This window comes from Mycobacteroides sp. LB1 (assembly GCF_013449725.1).
Taxonomy (GTDB): Bacteria; Actinomycetota; Actinomycetes; order Mycobacteriales; family Mycobacteriaceae; genus Mycobacterium.
Genome location: NZ_JACCFF010000003.1, coordinates 321,098 through 340,721 on the forward strand (window position 1 = coordinate 321,098; position 19,624 = coordinate 340,721).

Annotated in this window: 23 protein-coding genes and 1 tRNA gene; 9 read left to right on the plus strand and 15 right to left on the minus strand. The window is 64.9% G+C overall.

What is annotated here, in order from left to right; genetic code table 11:
- Positions 1-127: 127 nt before the first annotated feature.
- From MLB1_RS15240 to ponA2, 9 genes are all read right to left on the minus strand, one after another.
- Positions 128-712, minus strand: coding sequence for a hypothetical protein (locus tag MLB1_RS15240; RefSeq protein WP_180750664.1), 585 nt, complete (start codon positions 710-712; stop codon positions 128-130).
- Positions 713-781: 69 nt separating this feature from the next.
- Positions 782-925, minus strand: a complete 144-nt coding sequence (locus MLB1_RS15245; RefSeq protein ID WP_180750665.1) for a hypothetical protein — start codon at positions 923-925, stop codon at positions 782-784.
- A 100-nt stretch (positions 926-1,025) separates the two neighbouring features.
- Positions 1,026-1,099, minus strand: a tRNA-Pro gene (locus tag MLB1_RS15250).
- An 85-nt stretch (positions 1,100-1,184) separates the two neighbouring features.
- Positions 1,185-1,448 carry an SHOCT domain-containing protein gene (locus tag MLB1_RS15255; RefSeq protein ID WP_219603118.1) on the minus strand — a complete coding sequence of 88 codons (264 nt, stop codon included), beginning with the start codon at positions 1,446-1,448 and terminating at the stop codon, positions 1,185-1,187.
- Positions 1,449-1,526: 78 nt separating this feature from the next.
- Positions 1,527-2,192 carry a response regulator transcription factor gene (locus MLB1_RS15260; protein ID WP_180750666.1) on the minus strand — a complete coding sequence of 222 codons (666 nt, stop codon included), beginning with the start codon at positions 2,190-2,192 and terminating at the stop codon, positions 1,527-1,529.
- Positions 2,189-3,340, minus strand: coding sequence for a sensor histidine kinase (locus MLB1_RS15265; protein WP_180750667.1), 1,152 nt, complete (start codon positions 3,338-3,340; stop codon positions 2,189-2,191). The genes MLB1_RS15260 and MLB1_RS15265 overlap by 4 nt, the downstream gene beginning before the upstream one ends.
- 72 nt (positions 3,341-3,412) lie before the next feature.
- Entirely contained in the window at positions 3,413-4,483 is a 1,071-nt protein-coding gene (locus MLB1_RS15270; protein ID WP_180750668.1) for a PLP-dependent cysteine synthase family protein, read from the minus strand.
- 1 nt (position 4,484) lies between these two features.
- A complete protein-coding gene (locus MLB1_RS15275) occupies positions 4,485-5,456 on the minus strand; it encodes a metallophosphoesterase (RefSeq protein WP_180750669.1) in 972 nt (323 codons plus the stop codon).
- A 95-nt stretch (positions 5,457-5,551) separates the two neighbouring features.
- Positions 5,552-7,978 (minus strand): transglycosylase/D,D-transpeptidase PonA2, encoded by a 2,427-nt coding sequence (ponA2, locus tag MLB1_RS15280; protein ID WP_180750670.1) that lies wholly within the window; start codon positions 7,976-7,978, stop codon positions 5,552-5,554.
- Positions 7,979-8,215: 237 nt separating this feature from the next.
- On the opposite strand from ponA2, the gene MLB1_RS15285 reads away from it, so the two are divergent.
- Entirely contained in the window at positions 8,216-8,563 is a 348-nt protein-coding gene (locus MLB1_RS15285) for a WhiB family transcriptional regulator (RefSeq protein WP_180750671.1), read from the plus strand.
- A gap of 74 nt (positions 8,564-8,637) precedes the next feature.
- Here MLB1_RS15285 and MLB1_RS15290 read toward each other — a convergent pair whose 3' ends face one another.
- Together MLB1_RS15290 and MLB1_RS15295 are read right to left on the minus strand one after the other, a co-directional pair.
- Positions 8,638-9,759, minus strand: a complete 1,122-nt coding sequence (locus tag MLB1_RS15290; RefSeq protein WP_180750672.1) for an ArsA family ATPase — start codon at positions 9,757-9,759, stop codon at positions 8,638-8,640.
- Positions 9,756-10,787 carry an ArsA family ATPase gene (locus MLB1_RS15295; protein WP_371750631.1) on the minus strand — a complete coding sequence of 344 codons (1,032 nt, stop codon included), beginning with the start codon at positions 10,785-10,787 and terminating at the stop codon, positions 9,756-9,758. The genes MLB1_RS15290 and MLB1_RS15295 overlap by 4 nt, the downstream gene beginning before the upstream one ends.
- 68 nt (positions 10,788-10,855) lie before the next feature.
- Between MLB1_RS15295 and MLB1_RS15300 the strand changes: the two genes are divergently transcribed.
- The 4 genes from MLB1_RS15300 to MLB1_RS15315 are packed head-to-tail and all read left to right on the plus strand — an operon-like array spanning position 10,856 to position 13,114.
- On the plus strand, positions 10,856-11,017 hold the full coding sequence (locus MLB1_RS15300; protein ID WP_180750673.1) for a DUF4177 domain-containing protein: 162 nt from the start codon (positions 10,856-10,858) through the stop codon (positions 11,015-11,017).
- The gene (locus MLB1_RS15305; RefSeq protein ID WP_180750674.1) at positions 11,014-11,475 is read left to right on the plus strand and encodes a RidA family protein; all 462 of its coding nucleotides are present in this window, start codon (positions 11,014-11,016) and stop codon (positions 11,473-11,475) included. The genes MLB1_RS15300 and MLB1_RS15305 overlap by 4 nt, the downstream gene beginning before the upstream one ends.
- Before the next feature lie 7 nt (positions 11,476-11,482).
- Positions 11,483-12,268 carry an MBL fold metallo-hydrolase gene (locus MLB1_RS15310; protein WP_180750675.1) on the plus strand — a complete coding sequence of 262 codons (786 nt, stop codon included), beginning with the start codon at positions 11,483-11,485 and terminating at the stop codon, positions 12,266-12,268.
- On the plus strand, positions 12,269-13,114 hold the full coding sequence (locus tag MLB1_RS15315) for a DMT family transporter (protein WP_180750676.1): 846 nt from the start codon (positions 12,269-12,271) through the stop codon (positions 13,112-13,114). It begins immediately after the preceding gene.
- A 31-nt stretch (positions 13,115-13,145) separates the two neighbouring features.
- Here the strand turns inward: MLB1_RS15315 and crp are convergent, their stop codons facing one another.
- Together crp and MLB1_RS15325 are read right to left on the minus strand one after the other, a co-directional pair.
- A complete protein-coding gene (gene crp, locus MLB1_RS15320; RefSeq protein ID WP_078311583.1) occupies positions 13,146-13,820 on the minus strand; it encodes a cAMP-activated global transcriptional regulator CRP in 675 nt (224 codons plus the stop codon).
- Positions 13,821-13,915: 95 nt separating this feature from the next.
- Entirely contained in the window at positions 13,916-14,254 is a 339-nt protein-coding gene (locus MLB1_RS15325; protein WP_180750854.1) for a hypothetical protein, read from the minus strand.
- Between the two features lie 134 nt (positions 14,255-14,388).
- On the opposite strand from MLB1_RS15325, the gene nth reads away from it, so the two are divergent.
- From nth to marP, 4 genes are read left to right on the plus strand one after another with little or no spacing between them, the layout of a single operon-like run.
- On the plus strand, positions 14,389-15,219 hold the full coding sequence (gene nth / locus MLB1_RS15330; protein WP_180750677.1) for an endonuclease III: 831 nt from the start codon (positions 14,389-14,391) through the stop codon (positions 15,217-15,219).
- A gap of 1 nt (position 15,220) precedes the next feature.
- The gene (locus MLB1_RS15335) at positions 15,221-15,889 is read left to right on the plus strand and encodes a TlpA disulfide reductase family protein (protein WP_180750678.1); all 669 of its coding nucleotides are present in this window, start codon (positions 15,221-15,223) and stop codon (positions 15,887-15,889) included.
- Positions 15,890-15,934: 45 nt separating this feature from the next.
- Positions 15,935-16,624 carry a CoA pyrophosphatase gene (locus MLB1_RS15340; RefSeq protein ID WP_255485982.1) on the plus strand — a complete coding sequence of 230 codons (690 nt, stop codon included), beginning with the start codon at positions 15,935-15,937 and terminating at the stop codon, positions 16,622-16,624.
- Complete coding sequence (marP, locus tag MLB1_RS15345; RefSeq protein ID WP_180750680.1) at positions 16,621-17,886, plus strand: acid resistance serine protease MarP; 1,266 nt, start codon at positions 16,621-16,623, stop codon at positions 17,884-17,886. The genes MLB1_RS15340 and marP overlap by 4 nt, the downstream gene beginning before the upstream one ends.
- Here the strand turns inward: marP and MLB1_RS15350 are convergent.
- Both MLB1_RS15350 and MLB1_RS15355 read right to left on the minus strand, forming a co-directional pair.
- The gene (locus tag MLB1_RS15350) at positions 17,860-18,831 is read right to left on the minus strand and encodes an alpha/beta hydrolase (protein ID WP_180750681.1); all 972 of its coding nucleotides are present in this window, start codon (positions 18,829-18,831) and stop codon (positions 17,860-17,862) included. The two genes, marP and MLB1_RS15350, sit on opposite strands and share 27 nt — an antisense overlap.
- Positions 18,832-18,862: 31 nt before the next feature.
- Positions 18,863-19,384, minus strand: coding sequence for a phage holin family protein (locus tag MLB1_RS15355; RefSeq protein ID WP_180750682.1), 522 nt, complete (start codon positions 19,382-19,384; stop codon positions 18,863-18,865).
- Positions 19,385-19,624: the final 240 nt, after the last annotated feature.

Genomic DNA, 19,624 nt, shown 5'->3' on the forward strand with positions numbered 1-19,624 from the left:
AAACGAATCCAGCCTAGAGATCGGGCCGGAGTAGCGCTACCGAATATTGCGGCGAGCCATCACAGATCAGGCCGCCTACGTCCCTGGGGACGCGGGCGGCCTGATCTAGTTCTGAAGTTTTAGAGCGTCAGTGCAGCAACCCTGTCAGTAGCGGATTGCCCGAGGTCTCGGCCCGCTTCTCCGGGTCGGTGCAGTCCTTCCACTTCCCGCTTTCCTGAACGAACTCGCGCTGCTGGTTGGCGGTGACGTCATGACCCTGCGCGGTGACCGCCGCAGTCGCCGTCGGCGCGGTGACATTGATATCCGAGACGTTGTAGGTGACGCCGGACAGCACCTCGCGAGCCGCATTGCGGAACGAGGACCGGTAGGCCTTGTCGTCGTTGTTCTGGATCGCGGTGGTCAGTGCCTGGGTGGTCGGACCGGAGACTCCCGCAGCTGACGCGACGGCACTGATCATCCCCGGGCCATAGCCGGAGATTTCAGACATCGGGGGGATCTGGTCGTCAGCGCTCTTGGAGGCAATGGTTCCGCGGAACTTGTCGCAGAAGAAGGTGGACAGCTTGGCGTTGTCGAGTGACTTAATCGCCGTTGCCTCACCGGCGATTATGTCCCTGATCTGCTGGTCGTCTGCGGGTGCCGCGGCAGCCAAGGCGGGTCCGCTGAGTGCGGCGGCCAGCGCGATTGCACAGGCACTCACAAGGCGTTTCTTCATCTGGAGACTCCCATCGTCGGGTTTTGACAAACCTTACCGAATGAAATGTCGCGTGCTCCTGCTTAGCTGTTACCGGTACATGGCGACCAGGAGCACCAGCGCTGCCAGTACACCGATCAGCATCACGGCCTTGCGTAGCTTCCACACGAGAAGCAGAGCGACCGCGATCGCCGCAAGGGCGACAGGATGTGATGCGAGTGCAGAGAGAGTCACGCCGTCCACCATGACATGGCCCCGGTGCAACGCACTGATCCGCCATGCCCATGAAAAAGACCCCGACCGGGGATCTTTGGTCAGGGCCTTACTTCAAGCGTCGGGGTGGCGGGATTCGAACCCACGACCTCTTCGTCCCGAACGAAGCGCGCTACCAAGCTGCGCCACACCCCGCTTTGAAGCCCCGCAAGGGTATCGCATCCAGGCCATAGGTCGCGAATGCGTTGATCCGCGGGCTCCAAGCGGATGTGACGTGCCGTTATCGGCGGGTGCCGCGCAGCACCGTCAGGCGGTCCCGATACTCAGCCTCGGTGATCTCGCCTCGCGCGTACACGTCACGCAAGGTGCCTTCGCCTTGGCGTCCGGCCCAACGGCGTCGGGCAGAGACGATCGCGACGATCACCAGGGTCCAGAAGAGGATCGGGAACACCAGGAACCAGGGATGCCAGGGATGGTCGCCCCAACGGTCGGCCTGGTCGGCCAGGAATTGTGTTGCAGTGGGAGCTATTTCGTTGATGTCCATGACGTCAAGGCTGCGCTCACGTAGAGCGCTAGACATCGGCCCTGAGGCGGCACATGCACTACGCGTCGCGGCGTAGCTTCAGTCCTGCCAGCGCGGGCGCACCAGCCCCGACTCGTAGGCGATCACCACCAGCTGGGTGCGATCACGGGCACTCAGCTTGGTGAGGATGCGGCTCACATGAGTGCGAGCCGTCGCCGGGCTCATGAACAGGCGCGCCCCGATCTCGGCATTGGTCAGGCCCTCCGCGACCAGCGTCATCACCTCACGCTCGCGGTCGGTGAGCTCCTCGAGCCCGGACTCGTTGGGTTGCTTGGCGTGGGTGGAGAACTCCGCCAGCAGCCGTCGGGTCACCGAAGGCGACAGCAGCGCGTCTCCCTCCGCGACCACGCGCACCGCCCTGACCAGTTCCGATGGCTCGGAATGTTTCACGAGGAACCCGCTGGCTCCGGCACGCATCGCCTCGAAGACGTACTCGTCGAGCTCGAAGGTCGTCAGCACCACCACCCGAACATCGGCCAGATCCGGGTCCGCGGCGATCTGTCGCGTCGCGGCCAACCCATCCAGCTCTGGCATGCGGATGTCCATCAGCACCACATCGGGACGATGCTCCTGTGCCGCCGCCAGCGCCTGGACGCCGTTGGCGGCCTCGGCAACCACCTCGATACCGTCCTGCGCGTCGAGCAGCGCGACGAATCCCGCCCGCACCAGGGCCTGGTCGTCGGCGACGATCACCCGAATGCTCACGATTGCGCTCCTATCGGCAGCCGTGCCCGCACCACGAAACCTCCGTCCGGCAGGGGTTGTGCCGTTAACGAACCGCTCAGTGCCCGAGCCCGTTCTCGCATCCCCGCGATCCCGGTGCCCCCCGACGTTGTCGCGCCTAGCCGGGCAGGTCCGGGATCTTCCACGGCGACATCGATCTCAGCGGCTTGATACGTGATCGCCACGACGGCCTCGGTTGCCGACGAATGCCGCACCACGTTGGTCAGGGCCTCCTGCACGATCCGGCCTGCGGCCACATCGATCACCGCGGGCAGCGGACACGCACCCGTGACGTGGGTGGTCACCACGAGTCCGGCGGCGCGCGCGGTGGACACCAGGGCGTCCAGATCCGTCACCCCCGATGTTGGCGCAACGGGAACACCCGCCTCCGTCCGCAGCGCCGCCACCAAGGAATGCACATCCGAAATCGCCTGTCGGCTGGCATCTTTGATCGCCCCGAGCGCGGACCCCGCGCGCTCGGGCTGCTCGTCGATGAGCTCTAACGCCACCGAGGACTGCACGTTGATCATCGACAGGCTGTGCGCCAGCACGTCATGCAGCTCGCGCGCCAACGCCAATCGCGCGTCGGTCTCCCGACGTTCCCGGTCGGTCTGCGCCTCGCGCGCGATCGAGGCCCGGCGCTGACGGCGAGCCTCCACGGCCACCCGCCGCTGGCGGATCGCTTCGGCGACACCGACGAGCACCAACAGCCAGGCCGCGGTCGCCGTCAGCGCGATCGATGGCGGCGGATTGTCGCCGCGGATCCACGGCACACCCCACATCACGGCCGCCCAGCCCAGGAACGGGACGGGGTAGGTCAGCCAGCGCGGGCCTTGTGTCGCCGCCGCGAGAAACGCCACCACCAAGGAAATGAAGATGGGCCCGAAACCGAATCCCGCTAGCGGGTACGCGACTGTCACCGCGATGACGATGAGCAGTACGGCGTACGGATACCGCCGGCGTGCCAGTAGCGCGATCGGGCCGGACACCAGCAGCAGGTAGGCGAACCAATCCAGCTCCCGCCACCCCATATCCGGATGTTGATGCCGAGAGCCGGCGCTGCCGACCACCTGGATCGCGGCGACGACGAGCGGCACCAGCCAGGTACGCGGCCGGTGCATCGCATCCATATACCGAACGTAGCCGTGCGGAGCCGCGACCGGCGTCCGCTTCCTGACGTAGCGACAATTACGTCCCGGGGACTATCCCCAGCGGCCGGTGCGCTCGAACTCTCGCAGCCGCTCCGACGGTTCCGACAGGTCGAATCCTTGCTCGGCGACCCAGGCGTTGTCGAAGTAGGTGTCGGCATACCGGTCGCCGGTATCGGCCAGCAGCGTCACCACCGACCCGCCGGTACCCGTAGCGGACATCTCGGAAATGAGCCGGAACGCGCCGCAGAGGTTGGTCCCCGTCGACGCCCCCACCCGACGCCCCAGCACCGCGCTGGCATGTTGTGTCGCCGCGACCGACTCCGCATCGGGTATCTGCTCCATGCGGTCCACCACCGTCGGTAGGAACGACTGCTCCACGCGGGGACGTCCGATGCCCTCGATGCGCGATGAAACCCCAGTCACCACATCATGTCCCGCGACGTATGAGGGATAGAAGGCTGAGTTGTCGGGATCCACAACACAGAGCTGGGTGGGGTAGCGCCGATACCGGATGTAGCGGCCGATGGTCGCGCTGGTACCGCCGGTACCCGCGCCGACCACGATCCACGTTGGCAGCGGGTGCTTTTCATAATGCATCTGCGTGAAGATCGATTCGGCGATGTTGTTGTTACCGCGCCAGTCGGTCGCCCGCTCGGCATTGGTGAACTGGTCCAGGTAGTGCCCGCCGGCCTCGTCGGCAAGCCGCTGCGCCTCGGCATACACCTGTTGCGCCTCGTCGACGAAATGGCAACGGCCACCCTGTGATTCGATCAAGGCGATCTTGCTGTGACTGGTCGAAGTCGTCATCACCGCTATGAACGGCAGCCCCAGCAGCTGTGCGAAGTAGGCCTCGGAGACCGCGGTCGAACCGGAGGACGCCTCCACGACCGTGGTGTTCTCCTCGATGAACCCGTTGCACAGTGCGTACAGGAAAAGGGAACGCGCCAAACGATGTTTGAGGCTGCCGGTGATGTGGGTGGACTCGTCCTTGAGGTACAGCTGGACATCCACGGTGCCGGCCCAGGCCGCGGGCAGGGGATACCGCAGGAGATGAGTGTCCGCACTACGACGGGCATCGGCCTCAATCAACCGGACCGCGTTATCGGCCCATTCGCGGTTCATGTCAGCGCGCGGTCGCGCTGGGCCGCCGATCCCCGGACTCGGCGTCGGCCCCTTGACCGCTGATGCGCGCCGGAACCAGGGTCAGCAGGGTTGCCTCCGGACGGCAGAAGAACCGCATCGGTGCGAACGGTGACGTTCCGATCCCCGCGGATACGTGCAGCTGCATATGCGAACCCCACCGTGACGGGCCCTTCACCCGGGAACGGTCCAGCTCGCAGTTGGTGACGATGGCCCCGTAGAACGGCAGGCACAACTGCCCGCCGTGGGTGTGACCGGCCATCACCAGCTGGTAGCCATCCTCGGCGAAGCGATCCAACACCCGAGGCTCGGGTGAATGAGTGAGCCCCAGCCGCAGTGTCGCGAGCGGATTCGGCATCCCGGCGATGGTGTCGTACCGATCCCGGTGCAGATGCGGGTCGTCCACTCCGGCGGCGGCGATCCGCACCCCGGCGACCTCCAGCTCGTGACGGGTGTGGGTCATGTCCTGCCAGCCACGCTCGGTGAATGCGGCGCGTAGGTCCTGCCACGGCAGCGGCTCACCGTGGGTGCGCTCATCGCTCTTGTACAGGTACTTGGCGGGGTTCTTCAGCCGCGGACCGAAGTAGTCGTTGCTTCCGAAGACGAAAAGCCCTGGTACCGAAAGTAAATCGCCGAGCGCCTGCACCACCGAGGACACTGCCTTGGGGTGTGCCAGGTTGTCGCCGGTGTTGATCACCAGGTCCGGCTGCCATTGCGCCAGCTCACGTAGCCAGGCCTGTTTGAGATGTTGGCCCGGCCGCATGTGGATATCGCTGATGTGCAGCACTCGCAGTGGCGAAGCGCCGGGATCGAGAACATCCATCGTCGTCTCGCGGACCGTGAACGCGTTGCGTTCGATGATCGACGCGTACCCGATGCCAAGCGCCGCCGACCCCGCCGAATACGCGGCAGCTCGTTTGATAACCGTGTTCAGTGCGGCGGAAGACGTGCCCATCACCCGAGAGTAGCGCCGAAAGCTGCGTGACCCCTGATCACCTGGGCAAAACGTGGCGAATTTCTCGTCCCCGATAACGGCCCGGCGCGATCGATCTACGGGGGCGGTGCCAGCACCGGCACGGTGATCGGCGGTAGGCCTGGGATATTCACGATCGTGGTGGTCATCTCGCCACCGCCAGGCATACCCGGGATGCCCGGGATAACCAGAGGTGGCGGCGCGGGCGGAATCCCATTGCTCATCAGGATGGTGATGACGGATCCGGGGATGGTGGTTCCGCTAGGACTGGTGCCCACCACCTCGTTGAACGGTGCGGTGCTGTTCACGGTGCTGGCCTGGTCGGCGACCCTGAACCCGGCCTTCTTGATGGCCTCACGCGCCTCGGGCTCGCGGAGCCCGTTGATGCTGGGCACCTTGGAACCGGGGCCTCCCTCGACATACCGCGGCTCGGTCGGCGGCAGGGCGGTAGGACCGTAACTTTCGGCGATGGGTTTCATCGCCTCAAACCAGGCGCGAGCGGGCTCGTTGCCGCCGTACAGGTTTCCGTCACCACACTTACGGAGCGGGAACGAACACAGATCGCCCGGAGTCGTCGAATCGTCAAAGATGTAGCTCGAGCCGGCCAGGTTGTTGGTAAATCCCAGGAAGGCCGAGGACCGGTGCGCTTCAGTGGTTCCGGTCTTGCTGGACAGCGGCAGGTTCCAGCCGACCGATCCTGCCGAACCCGCAGCGGTGCCGCCGGGCTGATCGTCCTTGCTCAGCGCGTTGGCGAGAGTGTTCGCCAGCCCCGTGGGTACCACCTGCTCGCAGGACTCGATGGTCGTCGGCACCTCCTTGCCGTGGCGGTCGAAGACCTTGTCGATCGGGTTTGGCGGGCACCATTTGCCGCCCGAGGCCAAAGTGGCTGCCACATTGGACAATTCGAGAGCGTTCACCTGGATGGGGCCCAGCGTGAACGAGCCTAGGTTGTACTTCTTGATGTAGTCGGCCAGGCTCTCGTCGCCCTCGGGGTCATATGGCTTGGCGGTGCCCGCCTCCGCGTAGGAGCGCATGCCCAACTTGACGGCCATATCCACCGCCTTGGACACGCCAATCGACTGAATCAGCTTGGCGAACGCGGTGTTCGGCGAGGTCGCTAGGGCGTCGGTGACGCTCATCGGGGAACGGTAATTGCCGACGTTCTTGACGCACCAGTTGTCCTTGGGGCAACCCTTGGAGCCGTCGCTACTGCCCAGGCCCTTGGCCGCGAACGTCGGTGGCACGTCGAGCACGGTGTTGATACCCATACCCATATCCATGGCCGCCGCGACCGTGAAGATTTTGAAGATCGATCCGGCGCCGTCGCCGACGAGAGAGAAGGGCTGCGGCTGCATGGTCTCGCCGGTGGCGCCATTCAATCCGTAGGTTCGGCTGGAGGCCATCGCCAGAATGGGGTGGCTGGTTTGCCCGGGTTTGATGACGCTCATGACGTCGGCGACGCCGTTGATACCCGGATCGGCGACGTGGGAGACCGCCTGTTTCACCGAGTTCTGAACCTCTGGGTCCAGGGTGGTGCGGATGAGGTACCCACCCTTCATCACCTGGTCCTTGGAGATACCGGACTTGGCCAGGTAGTCGAGCACGTAATCGCAGAAGAATGCACGGTCTCCCGCGGCAATACACCCGCGCGGCAGTTCGTTGGGCTGGGGCAGCACCCCGAGCGGCTGCGCCTTGGCCGCCACCAGTTCGGCCCGCTTCTCCGGGGCGTTCGTGATCATCGTGTCGAGCACCAGGTTCCGCCGCGCCAGCGCGCGTTCGGGGTTCACGTACGGGTTCAGGCCACTGGTGGACTGCACCATGCCCGCCAGCAGTGCGGACTGCTGCCAGTTCAGGTCCTTCGCGTCGACACCGAAGTAGGTCTGTGCGGCGTCCTGCACGCCGAAGGAGTTGTTACCGAATGACACCAGGTTCAGGTACCTGGTCAGGATGTCCTGTTTGGTGAAGGTGCGGTCCAGTCGCAGGGCCATCCGGATTTCCCGCAGCTTGCGGGCGGGAGTGGTCTCGATGGCGGCCTTGCGCTCGGCGTCGGTCTTGGCCACCACCAGCAGTTGATAGTTCTTCACATACTGCTGCTCGATCGTTGAGCCACCGCGGGTGTCCTCGTCGCCGGAGGCGTATCCGGCCAGACCACCCAGCGTGCCCTTCCAGTCGACACCGTTGTGCGAGGTGAAGCGCTTGTCCTCGATGGACAGGAGCGCCAGCTTCATGCCGTCGGCGATCTGGTCGGAGGGCACCTCGAAACGTCGCTGCGTGTAGAGGTAGGCGATCTTGTTGCCCTTCGCGTCTTCCACCGTGGTGACCGCGGGCACTTCGCCCTCAAGAAGCTGCGTGGAGCCGTTGGCCACTACATCGGATGCGCGATTGGATGCCAGCCCGAATCCACCTGCGAAGGGGAACATCAGTCCGGCCAAGATCACCGCAGCGACAAGCCCGCAGCCCGCGAGCTTCGCGAGGGTCTCGGCCTCAGGCGGACGTTCTGGCATTGACACAGGATATCTGTCGTCCCCGGACGCGTCTGCGGGCTGGCTGATTGGTAACGCCGGGCCCTCGGAGGGCGATGAAAAGACGTTGTCGGCACAACCGTCCCAAAAAATTCGGGTCAGGTGTTGCGTTGGAGATCCCTGACCACTAGCTTGATCTCACGGTGTGATTCAAGTTACACACCACGCGGACTGTGGCCCACGCCTCTCGAGGGCCACTAGTGACAGAAGGGATCGCCAGTGTCAGCTACACGGCCAGCCACCCGGAATACGAGTGCATTGAATGTGGCGGTATCGATTGACGTTGGAGAAGCGCGCATTGCATGGGTGGCCCAGGCCAGATGCAGACAAGCCGACCCCGACGAATTGTTCGTCCGCGGAGCGGCACAGCGTAAGGCCGCAGTCATCTGCAGGCACTGCCCGGTGATGATGGAATGCGGCGCCGATGCGCTGGATAACCGGGTGGAATTCGGCGTGTGGGGCGGACTGACCGAACGGCAGCGTCGCGCGATGCTCAAGGCTCATCCCGATGTGGATTCCTGGGCCGACTTCTTCGCCGCGCAGCGTAAGCACAAGAGCGCGGTCTAAGACGTAGCGTCGAGCGCGCACTCAGGTGTCGGGTTCTGATAGACCCGAATACCTGGATGCGCGCTCGTTGCGTTTTAGGGAGCGACCCCGGTGATCTGATCGGCGATGGCGCGCAGCGCCTCCAGATCGGAGACATCGAACGGCAGTGAGGGCACCCCGACGATCGGTACCGTCGGATTTGCGCTAGTGAACCGCGACAGCAGCCGGATCTCACGCTTGGCGGTCGCCGCGCGCTCGGCGTGAATCTGTAGCACGGCCCCCGGGAGGCTGTATTCGCCCGATTCTTCGAGGTTTTCGGCGACGTCGACGGCGCGCTCGACGGTCAGGCTGGACAGCGTGGGATGGGTGCGGTTGAGGATGAGGCCGGCCAGCGGCATGCCCTCCTGTGTCAGCCGCTCGACGAAGAATGTCGCCTCGCGCAGTGCGTCGGGCTCGGCGGCCGACACCACGATGAACTGGGTGCTGCGTCGGCGCAGCAGTTCATAGGTGCGGTCCGCCTTTTCGCGGAATCCGCCGAACGTCGAGTCCAGTGATTGCACGAACATCGAAGCATCGGAAAGCAATTGCGATCCGAGCACCGTGGACAACGCCTTCATCGCCAGTCCGACGGCACCGGTGACGATGCGACCCAGGCCTCGGCTGGAGCCCAGCAGCATCTTCCAGAGGCGTCCATCCATGAAGCTGCCCAACCGCTTTGGCGCATCCAGGAAGTCCAGCGCATTGCGGGACGGCGGAGTGTCAACCACGATCAGGTCCCATTTGTCTTCATGGAGAAGCTGTCCGAGCTTCTCCATGGCCATGTATTCCTGTGTGCCCGACATGGAGGTGGCGACTGTCTGATAAAACTTGTTGTCCAGAATCGCTTGTGCGCGGCCGGATCCCGCGTGCTGGACCACCAACTCGTCGAAGGTGCGTCGCATGTCCAGCATCATTGCGAACAGCTCGCCCTTGAGTCCGTCGATCTGCACCTGTTGCGGGGTGTTGCCCAGCTCCTCGATACCGAGTGACTGCGCCAGCCGGCGCGCCGGGTCGATGGTCAGCACCACCACGGTGCGGCCGTACTCCGCGGCGCGCACTGCAACCGACGCGGCGGTCGTGGTCTTGCCGACACCGCCTGCACCGCAGCAGACTAAGACGCGGTTCTTGCGGTCTTCGAGGATGGCCGCCATGTCCAAGACGGCAGGTGTGTTGCTCATCGGACTCCCTGTTCGGCCAGGCTCTCGGCCAGTTCGTAGAGGCTGCCCAGATCGACACCGTCGGCCAAGGTAGGCAATTCCAGTCGCGGTATCTGCAGCTCGCCGAGCAGCTCCTCGCTCTCGGCGCGCGCCCGCATCCGTGTCGCATGCTCGATGGTCTCGGTGAGTAGACCTGCGAAGTCTGCATCGGAAAGGGTGGCGTTGTTGTCGCTCAACGCTTTACGCACAGCGTCGGCGTCGATGACGCCCTCGGCCGCCTTGTCGAGGTCCGTGGGGGACAAGTGCGGTACCACCGTTCGGTTGACGATCACGCTGCCCACCGGCATGTCCATCGCGGTGAGTTCGGCGATGGCCTCGGCAGTCTCTTGCATGGGCAGCGCTTCCAGCAGCGTCACCAGGTGGATGGCCGTCTGATCCGAGTGCAGCAGCTTGCGCACACCCTCGGACTGCGAGTGGATCGGGCCGCCCTTGGCGATATCGGACAACGCCGACGTCACATCGAGGAAGCGCGCGATCCGGCCGGTGGGCGGGGCATCGACCACGACGGCGTCGTACACATGCCGTCCGGATTTGTCGACGCGGACGATGCACTCCTTGATCTTTCCGGTGAGGATGACATCACGTAGACCGGGCGCGATGGTGGTGGCGAACTCGATGGCGCCGATGCGCTTCATCGCGCGTCCGGCCAACCCGAGGTTGTAGAACATCTCGAGGTACTCCATGAACGCCGTCTCGATCTCGATGGCGAGCGCGTTCACTGCTCCGCCGCCCTCGGCGGTGGCGATCTTGAGTTCCTTCGGTGCTAGCGGAGGTACGTCGAAAAGCTGGGCGATGCCCTGGCGATTTTCGACCTCGATCAGCAGCACTTTTCGGCCGCCCGCGGCCAGCGCAAGGGCCAGGGCCGCGGCGATGGTGGACTTTCCGGTCCCACCCTTGCCTGTCACAAAGTGCAGTCGCGCATTTGCGACCCGTGCGGGCCAGGCATTGGTTGGAGTCCCTGCATCGTTGTCAGAGGAAGTGTTCACCACGCACGCATGCTAGCCGTCCGCAGTCGAGCCGATGTCGGAACGTCTGTGCTTGTCCTAGGGTTGCCTGTATGACCGAACGCACCGTATGGGAGTACGCCACCGTCCCGCTGCTCACTCACGCCACCAAGCAGATACTGGACCAGTGGGGAAGCGACGGCTGGGAGCTGGTGAGCGTGCTGCCCGGGCCCACCGGTGAACAGCACGTCGCCTACCTGAAGCGGGCGAAATGAGTACGCATAGTGCTCGGTTGGCCGAGCTCGGTATCGAACTGCCCGCCGTCGCGGCGCCCTTGGCGGCGTATCAGCCCGCGGTGCGCAGCGGCAACCACGTCTACACCTCCGGGCAGCTGCCCATCGTGGACGGCAGCCTGATTACCGCGGGCAAGGTCGGCGCCGAGGTGACCCCCGAGGACGCCAAGGCATTGGCCCGCACCTGCGCCCTCAATGCGCTGGCCGCCGTGGACTCCCTGGTTGGGATCGACAAGGTCGTGAAGGTGGTCAAGGTCGTCGGATTCGTCGCATCGGCACCGGGATTCACCGGCCAGCCCGGTGTCGTCAACGGGGCATCAGAGCTCCTAGGCGAGGTGTTCGGCGAGGCAGGCGTGCATGCCCGCTCAGCCGTGGGCGTTGCGGAGCTGCCGATCAACGCACCCGTCGAGGTGGAGCTGATCGTCGAGGTCCAGGAGTGAACACGGCGTGACCCACCCCGCGTATGGCCAGCTGCGGCCGGTGACCGAGACCGCCTCGGTGCTGCTGGCCAACAATCCGGGGATGATGACGTTGGAAGGCACCAACACCTGGGTGCTGCACGCACCCGGCAGCGACGAGATCGTCATCGTCGACCCCGGCCCGGCCGTTGCGGCTGGTGACCCGGACGTGCACGTCGAGGCGCTCGCGAAAATCGGCAAGGTGGCCTTGATCCTGGTCAGCCATCGCCATTTCGACCACACCGGCGGCGTCGACCGTCTCGTCGAGCTGACCGGTGCTCCGGTGCGCGCCGCCGACCCGGCATGGTTGCGTGGGGATTCGGTGGCGCTGGCCGATGGCGAGCGCATCGATGTCGCGGGGTTGTCGATCTCGGTGCTGGCCACCCCAGGGCATAGCGATGACTCGGTGTCCTTCGTTCTCGATGACGCGGTACTGACCGCCGACACCATCCTCGGCCGGGGAACCACGGTCATCGCGCAGGACGGCGGTGGTCTCGGCGACTACCTGGAGTCACTGAAACGATTGCAGGGTCTGGGCAAGCGGACGGTGCTGCCCGGCCATGGTCCGGAGCTGGGTGACCTGTCGGTGGTATCGGCCGAATACCTGGCCCACCGCGAGCAGCGTCTCGACCAGGTGCGTGGAGCGTTGGCCGCACTGGGTGAGGACGCCTCGGCGCGACAGGTGGTCGAACACGTCTACACCGATGTGGACCCGTCACTGTGGGGTGCCGCTGAGTGGTCGGTGCAGGCACAGCTGGACTACCTGCGCCCGTAAGTGAACTCGATTCCCCTTGCCCTCGCGGGCTCGTTCAGCTGGGGTATCAGCGACTTCATCGGCGGGCACGCCAGCAAGCGGCGGTCGACGCTCGCGGTGCTGGCGCTGAGCCGACCCGTAGGGCTGGCGGTGGTGGGACTCGTCGCACTGGTCACCTCTTCGTCGCATTTCGATGGCCGCACACTGCTGGGAATGCTTTCCGGGCCAGCAGCTTTCACGGCGCTTTACGCGTTGTATCGCGCGCTTGCCATTGGGCCTATGGGGGTGGTGTCCCCGATCGCCGCGGTGGGGGCGGTGGTACCGGTCATCTGGGGCGCGATGATCGGGCAGTCGCTCTCGGGGCTGACCTACCTGGGGTTGGCCGGCACCCTTGTCGGCGTCGTGTTGGCCTCGGCTTCGGAGGGACTGGACGGGCAGCGTCCGGGGCGGCAGGTGCTCGTGTGGTCGTTCTTCTGCATGGTGATGTTCGGCGTCTGCATGATCCTGCTGGCCGAGGCCGGCAGATATCACCCCGTTGAGGCGGTGGTGATCTCCCGCGCTACCGAGGTGATGCTGATCCTCGTGCTCGGCGCGTTCAGCTGGAAGAGCCTGCGGGCGAACATGCACCCGCCATACGGAGTGGTGCCTTTCGCGGGTGTACTCGACACCTCGGCGATCCTGTTGTTCACCTACGCCTCAGCGCATGGAAGCCTCGGTGTGGCCGCGGTGCTGTCCTCGCTGTACCCGGTGGTGACGGTCCTCATCGCCCGCGTGGTGCTGCACGAGCGGCTCAGCCGGATTCAACAAGCCGGTGCCGTAGTGACACTCGTGTGCGTGGCGCTGGTGGCCATCAGCGCATCACCCTGAGAAGGCACCTTCCGTGGGTGGCGCGTGGGAGCTATCGCGCTCGGCGGGCCAGGCGTTCGGAGTCAGAGATCAAGACGCTCTTGCCCTCCAGCCGGATCCAGCCACGGTGCGCGAAATCGGCCAGTGCCTTGTTCACGGTCTCGCGGGACGCGCCCACCAGCTGAGCGATCTCTTCCTGCGTCAGGTCGTGCGTCACGCGCAGTGAGCCGCCCTCCTGGGTGCCGAACCGCTGAGCCAGCTGCAGCAGCTGCTTGGCGACACGACCGGGCACATCGGTGAAGATCAAGTCAGCGAGATTGTTGTTGGTGCGGCGCAGGCGGCGGGCCAACACGCGCAGCAGCTGCTCGGCGATTTCCGGGCGGTCGCCGATCCAGGCGCGCAGCGCGTCCCGGTCCATCGATACGGCGCGCACCTCGGTGATGGTGGTGGCGCTCGAGGTCCGGGGCCCGGGGTCGAAGATCGACAGCTCACCGAACATGTCCGACGGGCCCATGATCGTCAGCAAGTTCTCACGGCCGTCGGGAGACCGGCGCCCGATCTTCACCTTGCCCGTGATGATGATGTACAGACGGTCGCCAGGCTCGCCCTCGGCGAACACCGTATGCCCGCGCGGAAAGTCAACTGGCTGCAGCTGCTTCGTCAGCGCCGAGATGGCACTCGGTTCGACACCCTGGAAGATTCCGGCCCTTGCCAGGATCTCGTCCACGTTTGCCCCTTACCCAAATTCGTTGGTCATGCTTGCGCTGGCCTGCTACCTCGACATGAGTCTAGAGGCCAGGTCGCTGAAGAACGTGATCCAAGCTACACCGCTGCGCCACCGGCACGCAGTGAATCGACCACTGAATGCCGGGAGCGCAAGGTAGGTACACCCTCTTCACGCAGGCGATTCATGGACAAACCGTTGACTCGTGGCTGGTTGTGGCCGTTTGCAGTGGCCTCGTAGATCGCCTCCAACGAGGGCTCGATGCGTTGCAATTGACGACGGTGCAAATCCTCGATGGCCGACGGCATGCCATCGCGCGCGAGCCGATTCATATCTGATGGACTGGCTTGGTCCAGAAAATCGGCGACCTCGCTCGGTTGCAAGGTATGCCGCATCAACCCGGCTTCCAGCTTCCCCAGCCCAAGGCTGGCAAGCATGAGAAGTCCGGGTACCAACAACCCGAATAGGCCCGACACGGGTTGAAGTAAACACGTCCAAGATCTCGGCGAGGTCACGAAAAACAACCGGTTTGCCCTGCGCAGCGGGCGAAATGGTGTGGGTGCTTGTCTGGATGGACCGCTACCCTGGCCTTGTGGCAGCGACCGGATCAGCCTCCAAGCCCAGGGCGAAGTCGGCGGTGAAGGCGGTTCCGGAGTCGGGAACGCCGACGCGAACCTGGAAAACCGAGACGCACACGGGACTGGTCCGCCGTGCGCGACGGATGAATCGCACTCTGGCGCAGGCATTTCCACATGTCTACTGCGAGCTCGATTTCACCACGCCGCTGGAGTTGGCTGTTGCCACCATCTTGTCGGCACAATGCACCGACGTTCGCGTCAACATGGTGACGCCCGCGTTGTTCGCCAAATACCGCACCGCGGAGGACTACGCCGGCGCCAACCGGGCCGAGCTCGAAGAGATGGTCCGCACCACCGGCTTCTACCGGAACAAGACGAACTCGATCATCGGCCTGGGTACTCAGCTGGTGGAGCGATACGGCGGTGAGGTGCCGCCACGGCTGAAGGACTTGGTCACCCTGCCCGGCATCGGCCGCAAGACTGCAAACGTGGTCCTGGGAAACGCCTTTGACATCCCCGGCATCACCGTCGACACGCATTTCGGGCGGCTGGTACGTCGCTGGCGGTGGACCGAGGAAGAAGATCCGGTCAAGGTCGAGCACATCGTCGGGGAGCTCATCGAACGCAAGGAATGGACCCTGCTTAGTCACCGGGTGATCTTCCACGGTCGACGGGTGTGCCATGCCCGCAAGCCCGCTTGCGGTATCTGCGTGCTGGCCAAGGACTGCCCGTCTTACGGGCTGGGTCCGACAGATCCGGAGCTTGCTGCGCCATTGGTGAAGGGCCCGGAAACCGAGCATCTGCTGGCTCTGGCCGGGTTGTGACGTGGTTCGGCTCACGACCGGGGCCCGGTGGACGATCGTCGGGGTGGTGCTGGTCGCGGCGCTGATCGCGGTCATGCTGCTGCAACAGCGGGAGCAACTCCGGCGACCTGGGGCAGACCCCAACGATCAGGGGCTCGTCGCCGCCCGGGAACGCCGAGACGCCGACACCCCAGAAGCTCTCGCGGAGCTACGTCGTCAAGCGCAACTTCCACCCTGTCCGCAATCAGGCAGCACGCCTGGTCCATCGGCGCTGGCCACGATTTCGCTCGAATGCGCCGCGGATGGATCGACGGTGCAGGTGGGACTCGCGCTTGCGGGCCGAAATGTCGTGCTGAACCTGTGGGCCTACTGGTGTGGCCCCTGCGCCGATGAGTTACCTGCAATGGCCGAGTTGCAGCGCCGTGCGGGCGACAAACTCACCGTTGTCACCGTGCACCAGGACGAGAACGAGGCCGCCGGGATTGCCAGACTGGCCGAGCTTCACGTCAGGCTGCCGATGCTGCAGGACGGAGCCCGACGGATCGCCGCGGCCCTGAGGACGCCGAATGTCGTGCCCACGACCATTTTGATCCGCGCGGACGGTAGCGTTGCCCGAGTGCTACCGCGTTCGTTCACTTCGGCGGATGAGATCGGTGCCGAGGTCGAACAGGCATTGGGAGTGAGGTTCTAGACAGTGACCATCGCTCCTTTGGCGCCCGGCGCGGCGCCCGACTGGATGCGTCCGCTGGTGGACAACGCCGGCAGCGTCAAGGACATCTATGGCCGCGGTGTGCACCCCGCGATCAAAGCGGTGCTGCGAGCGCGCACGCGGCCCTCCTCCGGCCGACCGGCGGCCGTACTGGTGCTGGTGTCCGCCGACGGCACCGTGACCGACCCAACCGAGGCCGATCTGCTGCTGACGGTGCGCGCATCGACCTTGCGTCAGCACAGCGGCCAGGTGTCGTTCCCCGGCGGTGCCACCGATCCGGGCGACGGGGGACCGGTGGGAACGGCATTGCGCGAAGCCCAGGAGGAGACGGGGCTGGACCCCGATCGCGTGCAACCGCTGACGGTGATGGACTCGCTGTTCATCCCGCCATCGGGCTTCCACGTCTCCCCGGTGCTGGCGTACTCACCCGATCCAGGGCCGGTTCTCGCCGTGGACCCGGGCGAAACCGCCGAGGTATCACGTGTGAAGATCGGTGACCTCGTTGACCCGGCCAATCGGATCATGGTGACCAAGAAGACGTTTGGTATCCGCTACAGCGGACCGGCCTTCCTCTTGCCGGGGATGCTGGTGTGGGGCTTCACCGGGCAGATCATCTCGGCGATGCTGGAGGTGTCCGGTTGGGCGCGGCCATGGGACACTCGTAACCTTCGTGATCTTGATGAACTGCTGGCCGAGCACCTGGGAGGAGCGGTATGAATCTGAATCCGTCGCAGTGGCTCGATATCGGCGTCGTCGCCGTCGCGTTCATTGCTGCCGTATCCGGATGGCGTTCCGGCGCACTGGGTTCCCTCATGTCCTTCGTCGGTGTAATCCTGGGCGCAGTGGCGGGAATCATGCTGGCCCCGCATGTGGTGAGCAACCTTGAAGGGGCTCGTACCAAGCTGTTCGCCTCTCTCATCCTCATCCTCGTGCTGGTGGTCATCGGCGAGGTGGCGGGCGTGGTGCTGGGCCGGGCTATGCGTGGCGCCATCAAAAATCGGGTGGTCCGTACCGGGGATTCGGTGGTGGGGGTCGCGTTGCAGGTGGCCGCCGTGCTGGTCGCCGCGTGGCTGCTGTCCATCCCGATGCAGAGCTCCAACCAGCCGAATATCTCTGCGGCAGCACGCGAATCAAAGGTGCTCAGCCAGGTCGACAAGTACGCCCCCGACGAACTCCGTAAGGTCCCCAACGACCTGTCGAAGTTGCTGGATACTTCCGGGCTGCCCAGTGTGTTGCAGCCGTTCGGCAAGACCCCCATTGCGGCCGTCGACGCTCCCGACCCGGCGCTGGCCGACGGGCTGGTGGTGCGCGGAGCGCAGCCGAGCGTCGTCAAGATCAAGGGCATCGCCCGTAGCTGCCAAAAGTCGCTTGAGGGAACTGGATTCGTGATCGCCCCGCACCGGGTGATGTCGAACGCCCATGTGGTGGCCGGGACGAACAGCATCACCGTCGAGTCGGAGGGGCAGAACTTCGACGCCACCGTGGTGTCCTACGACCCGAATGCGGACATCTCGATCCTCGCGGTTCCCGAGATGCCCGCGGCGCCCCTAGTTTTCGCGCCGAAGGCCGCCAAGACAGGTGACGACGCGATCGTGCTGGGTTACCCGGGCGGTGGAGACTATCGGGCGACACCGGCGCGGGTCCGGGAGATCATCGAACTGAACGGCCCGGATATTTACCGGTCCACCACGGTCACCCGCGAGGTGTACACCGTCCGGGGTTCGGTGCTGCAGGGCAATTCCGGTGGTCCGTTGATCGACACGGAAGGCCGCGTGCTCGGCGTGGTCTTCGGGGCCGCGATCGACGATGACGACACCGGCTTCGCGCTCACCGCCAAACAGGTCCAGGATCAGCTCACCAAGGCCGGGCTTGCCGAGCCCGTCGGCACCGGCAGTTGCATTTCCGCTCCAGAGGCCAACAAGTCGCCGGAGCAGTCCGTCAACGGGCCGCAATCACCGGCGCCCCATAAAGTTCCGTAACTGTTCGGTGACAGTGGCGGGGTCTTCCTCGTGGCCGTAGTGGCCGACGTCGCGTAGCGATACGAACTGCCCGTTGGGTGCGAACGGTAATGACCGGTGCACCGAGTCTGCGAGCACGTAAGGGTCGGCGTCACCGCGCATGTGGAGCACGGGGACGGTCAGCTCGCGATTCATCGATCGCATGAACCGCCAACCCTCACTGCGTAATTGGCTGCGTACTGCCCATCGCTGGTACTCCAGCGCACAATGGGCCACACCCGGGATGGCGATCGCGGTGCGCAGCTGTTTGATGGTCTCGGCGAAATCGTCGGTGGTGGTCCACTGCGACCCCGCCCGCGAGCGCACCAGGCGTTCCAGTTCGGCACCGCGATGACGCGTCAGGGTGCGTTCGGGGAGGATCGGCACCTGATAGCGCAACAGGGATGGGAGGAGTGCGCCACCCTGTCCGGTTCCACGGAATGTGGAGGTGCGCAAGGCGGTCGGATGCGGCGAGCTCACCACGGCGATGGCGTCGACGAGGCGTGGATGCAGGTTGGCGGTGGCCCAGCACACCAACCCACCCTCGGCATGCCCGACGAGCGTGGCGGAGGTGTGGCCCAGTGCGCGGATCAGGCCGGCGGTATCTCCGGCCAGCGTCCATCCGTCGTATCCGCGCGGGGGCTTGTCACTGCCCCCGTAGCCGCGGAGATCGACGGCCACCACGCGGGCATCCGTCAGCTCACGGAGTTGATGACGCCACGACCACCAGAAGGAACCAAATCCGTGCAGCAGCAACACGAGTGGTCTGCTGGTGACGGCTACGGTTGATGGACGGGCATCTCTACTGTTTTCGGCCTCCACCGCATGAAACCGAATTCCGTTGGCGTGCACATCAAAATGTCGCCATGGCCCGACAATGCGGACCACGGAGGGGTCGGGGTGACGGGCCGTCTGGTCGAACAGCATGGGTGTGTCGGTATCGAGCCGACGGAAGCAGCTACCAGCCCGACGGGTCTGAGGGTTTGGCCGACTTGGTCAGCGCGGGCGTCTCGTCGTCTCGTGTGAAGACGGTTCGTGCTTCCTTGACCGTCGCGATGGTGTCGCGTGGGCCCCGGATTCGCCTGACCTGGAGATAGCCAATCAGCACCGCGAGGATCGCGACGAACACCATGGCGGCGAAGATGATCAGGTAGGCAGCCCAAGCCGGCAGCCAGACCTTGAGTACCTCGGCGGCGAAAAAGAAGAAGAAGAACGTCGAGTAGAACAGGACGACGAGAGCCGCGATGAAGAAGATGCTGCCCGCCAGGCCCTTCTTGACATCACGCACGACCTCGGCGCGGGCCAGTTCCACCTCGGCACGCACCAGGGCGGAAACCTGGCTGGTGGCATCGCGGACCAGATTGCCGATGGTGGGTTCGCCGGTGCCGGTGGCATGCGGATCAGACAGGGGGATGGCGGCGACGGTGATCGGAACACCATTGTTGTCTGTGCGGTAGTTGCGGCTTCCAGGGCTGCTCACTGTGCTCCCTCCGTGTCCCTTGCGGGTCGGGTGTGATTCCGGTGAATCTAGTGCGGCCTATGTTGCCACGTCGGCAGTACCGGGGCTGCGCCGCGTCTGTGCTGAGGGTGTCGTTACCCAATCGATAGGTCTGCGACAGAAGTGACCAGTGTGAATGTTGATTACAATGACGGCAGACGTGGCCGACAGGGGGAGAGATGCGGCCGTTATGAGAAAGGGCGATGAGCCGCATGCGTGAAG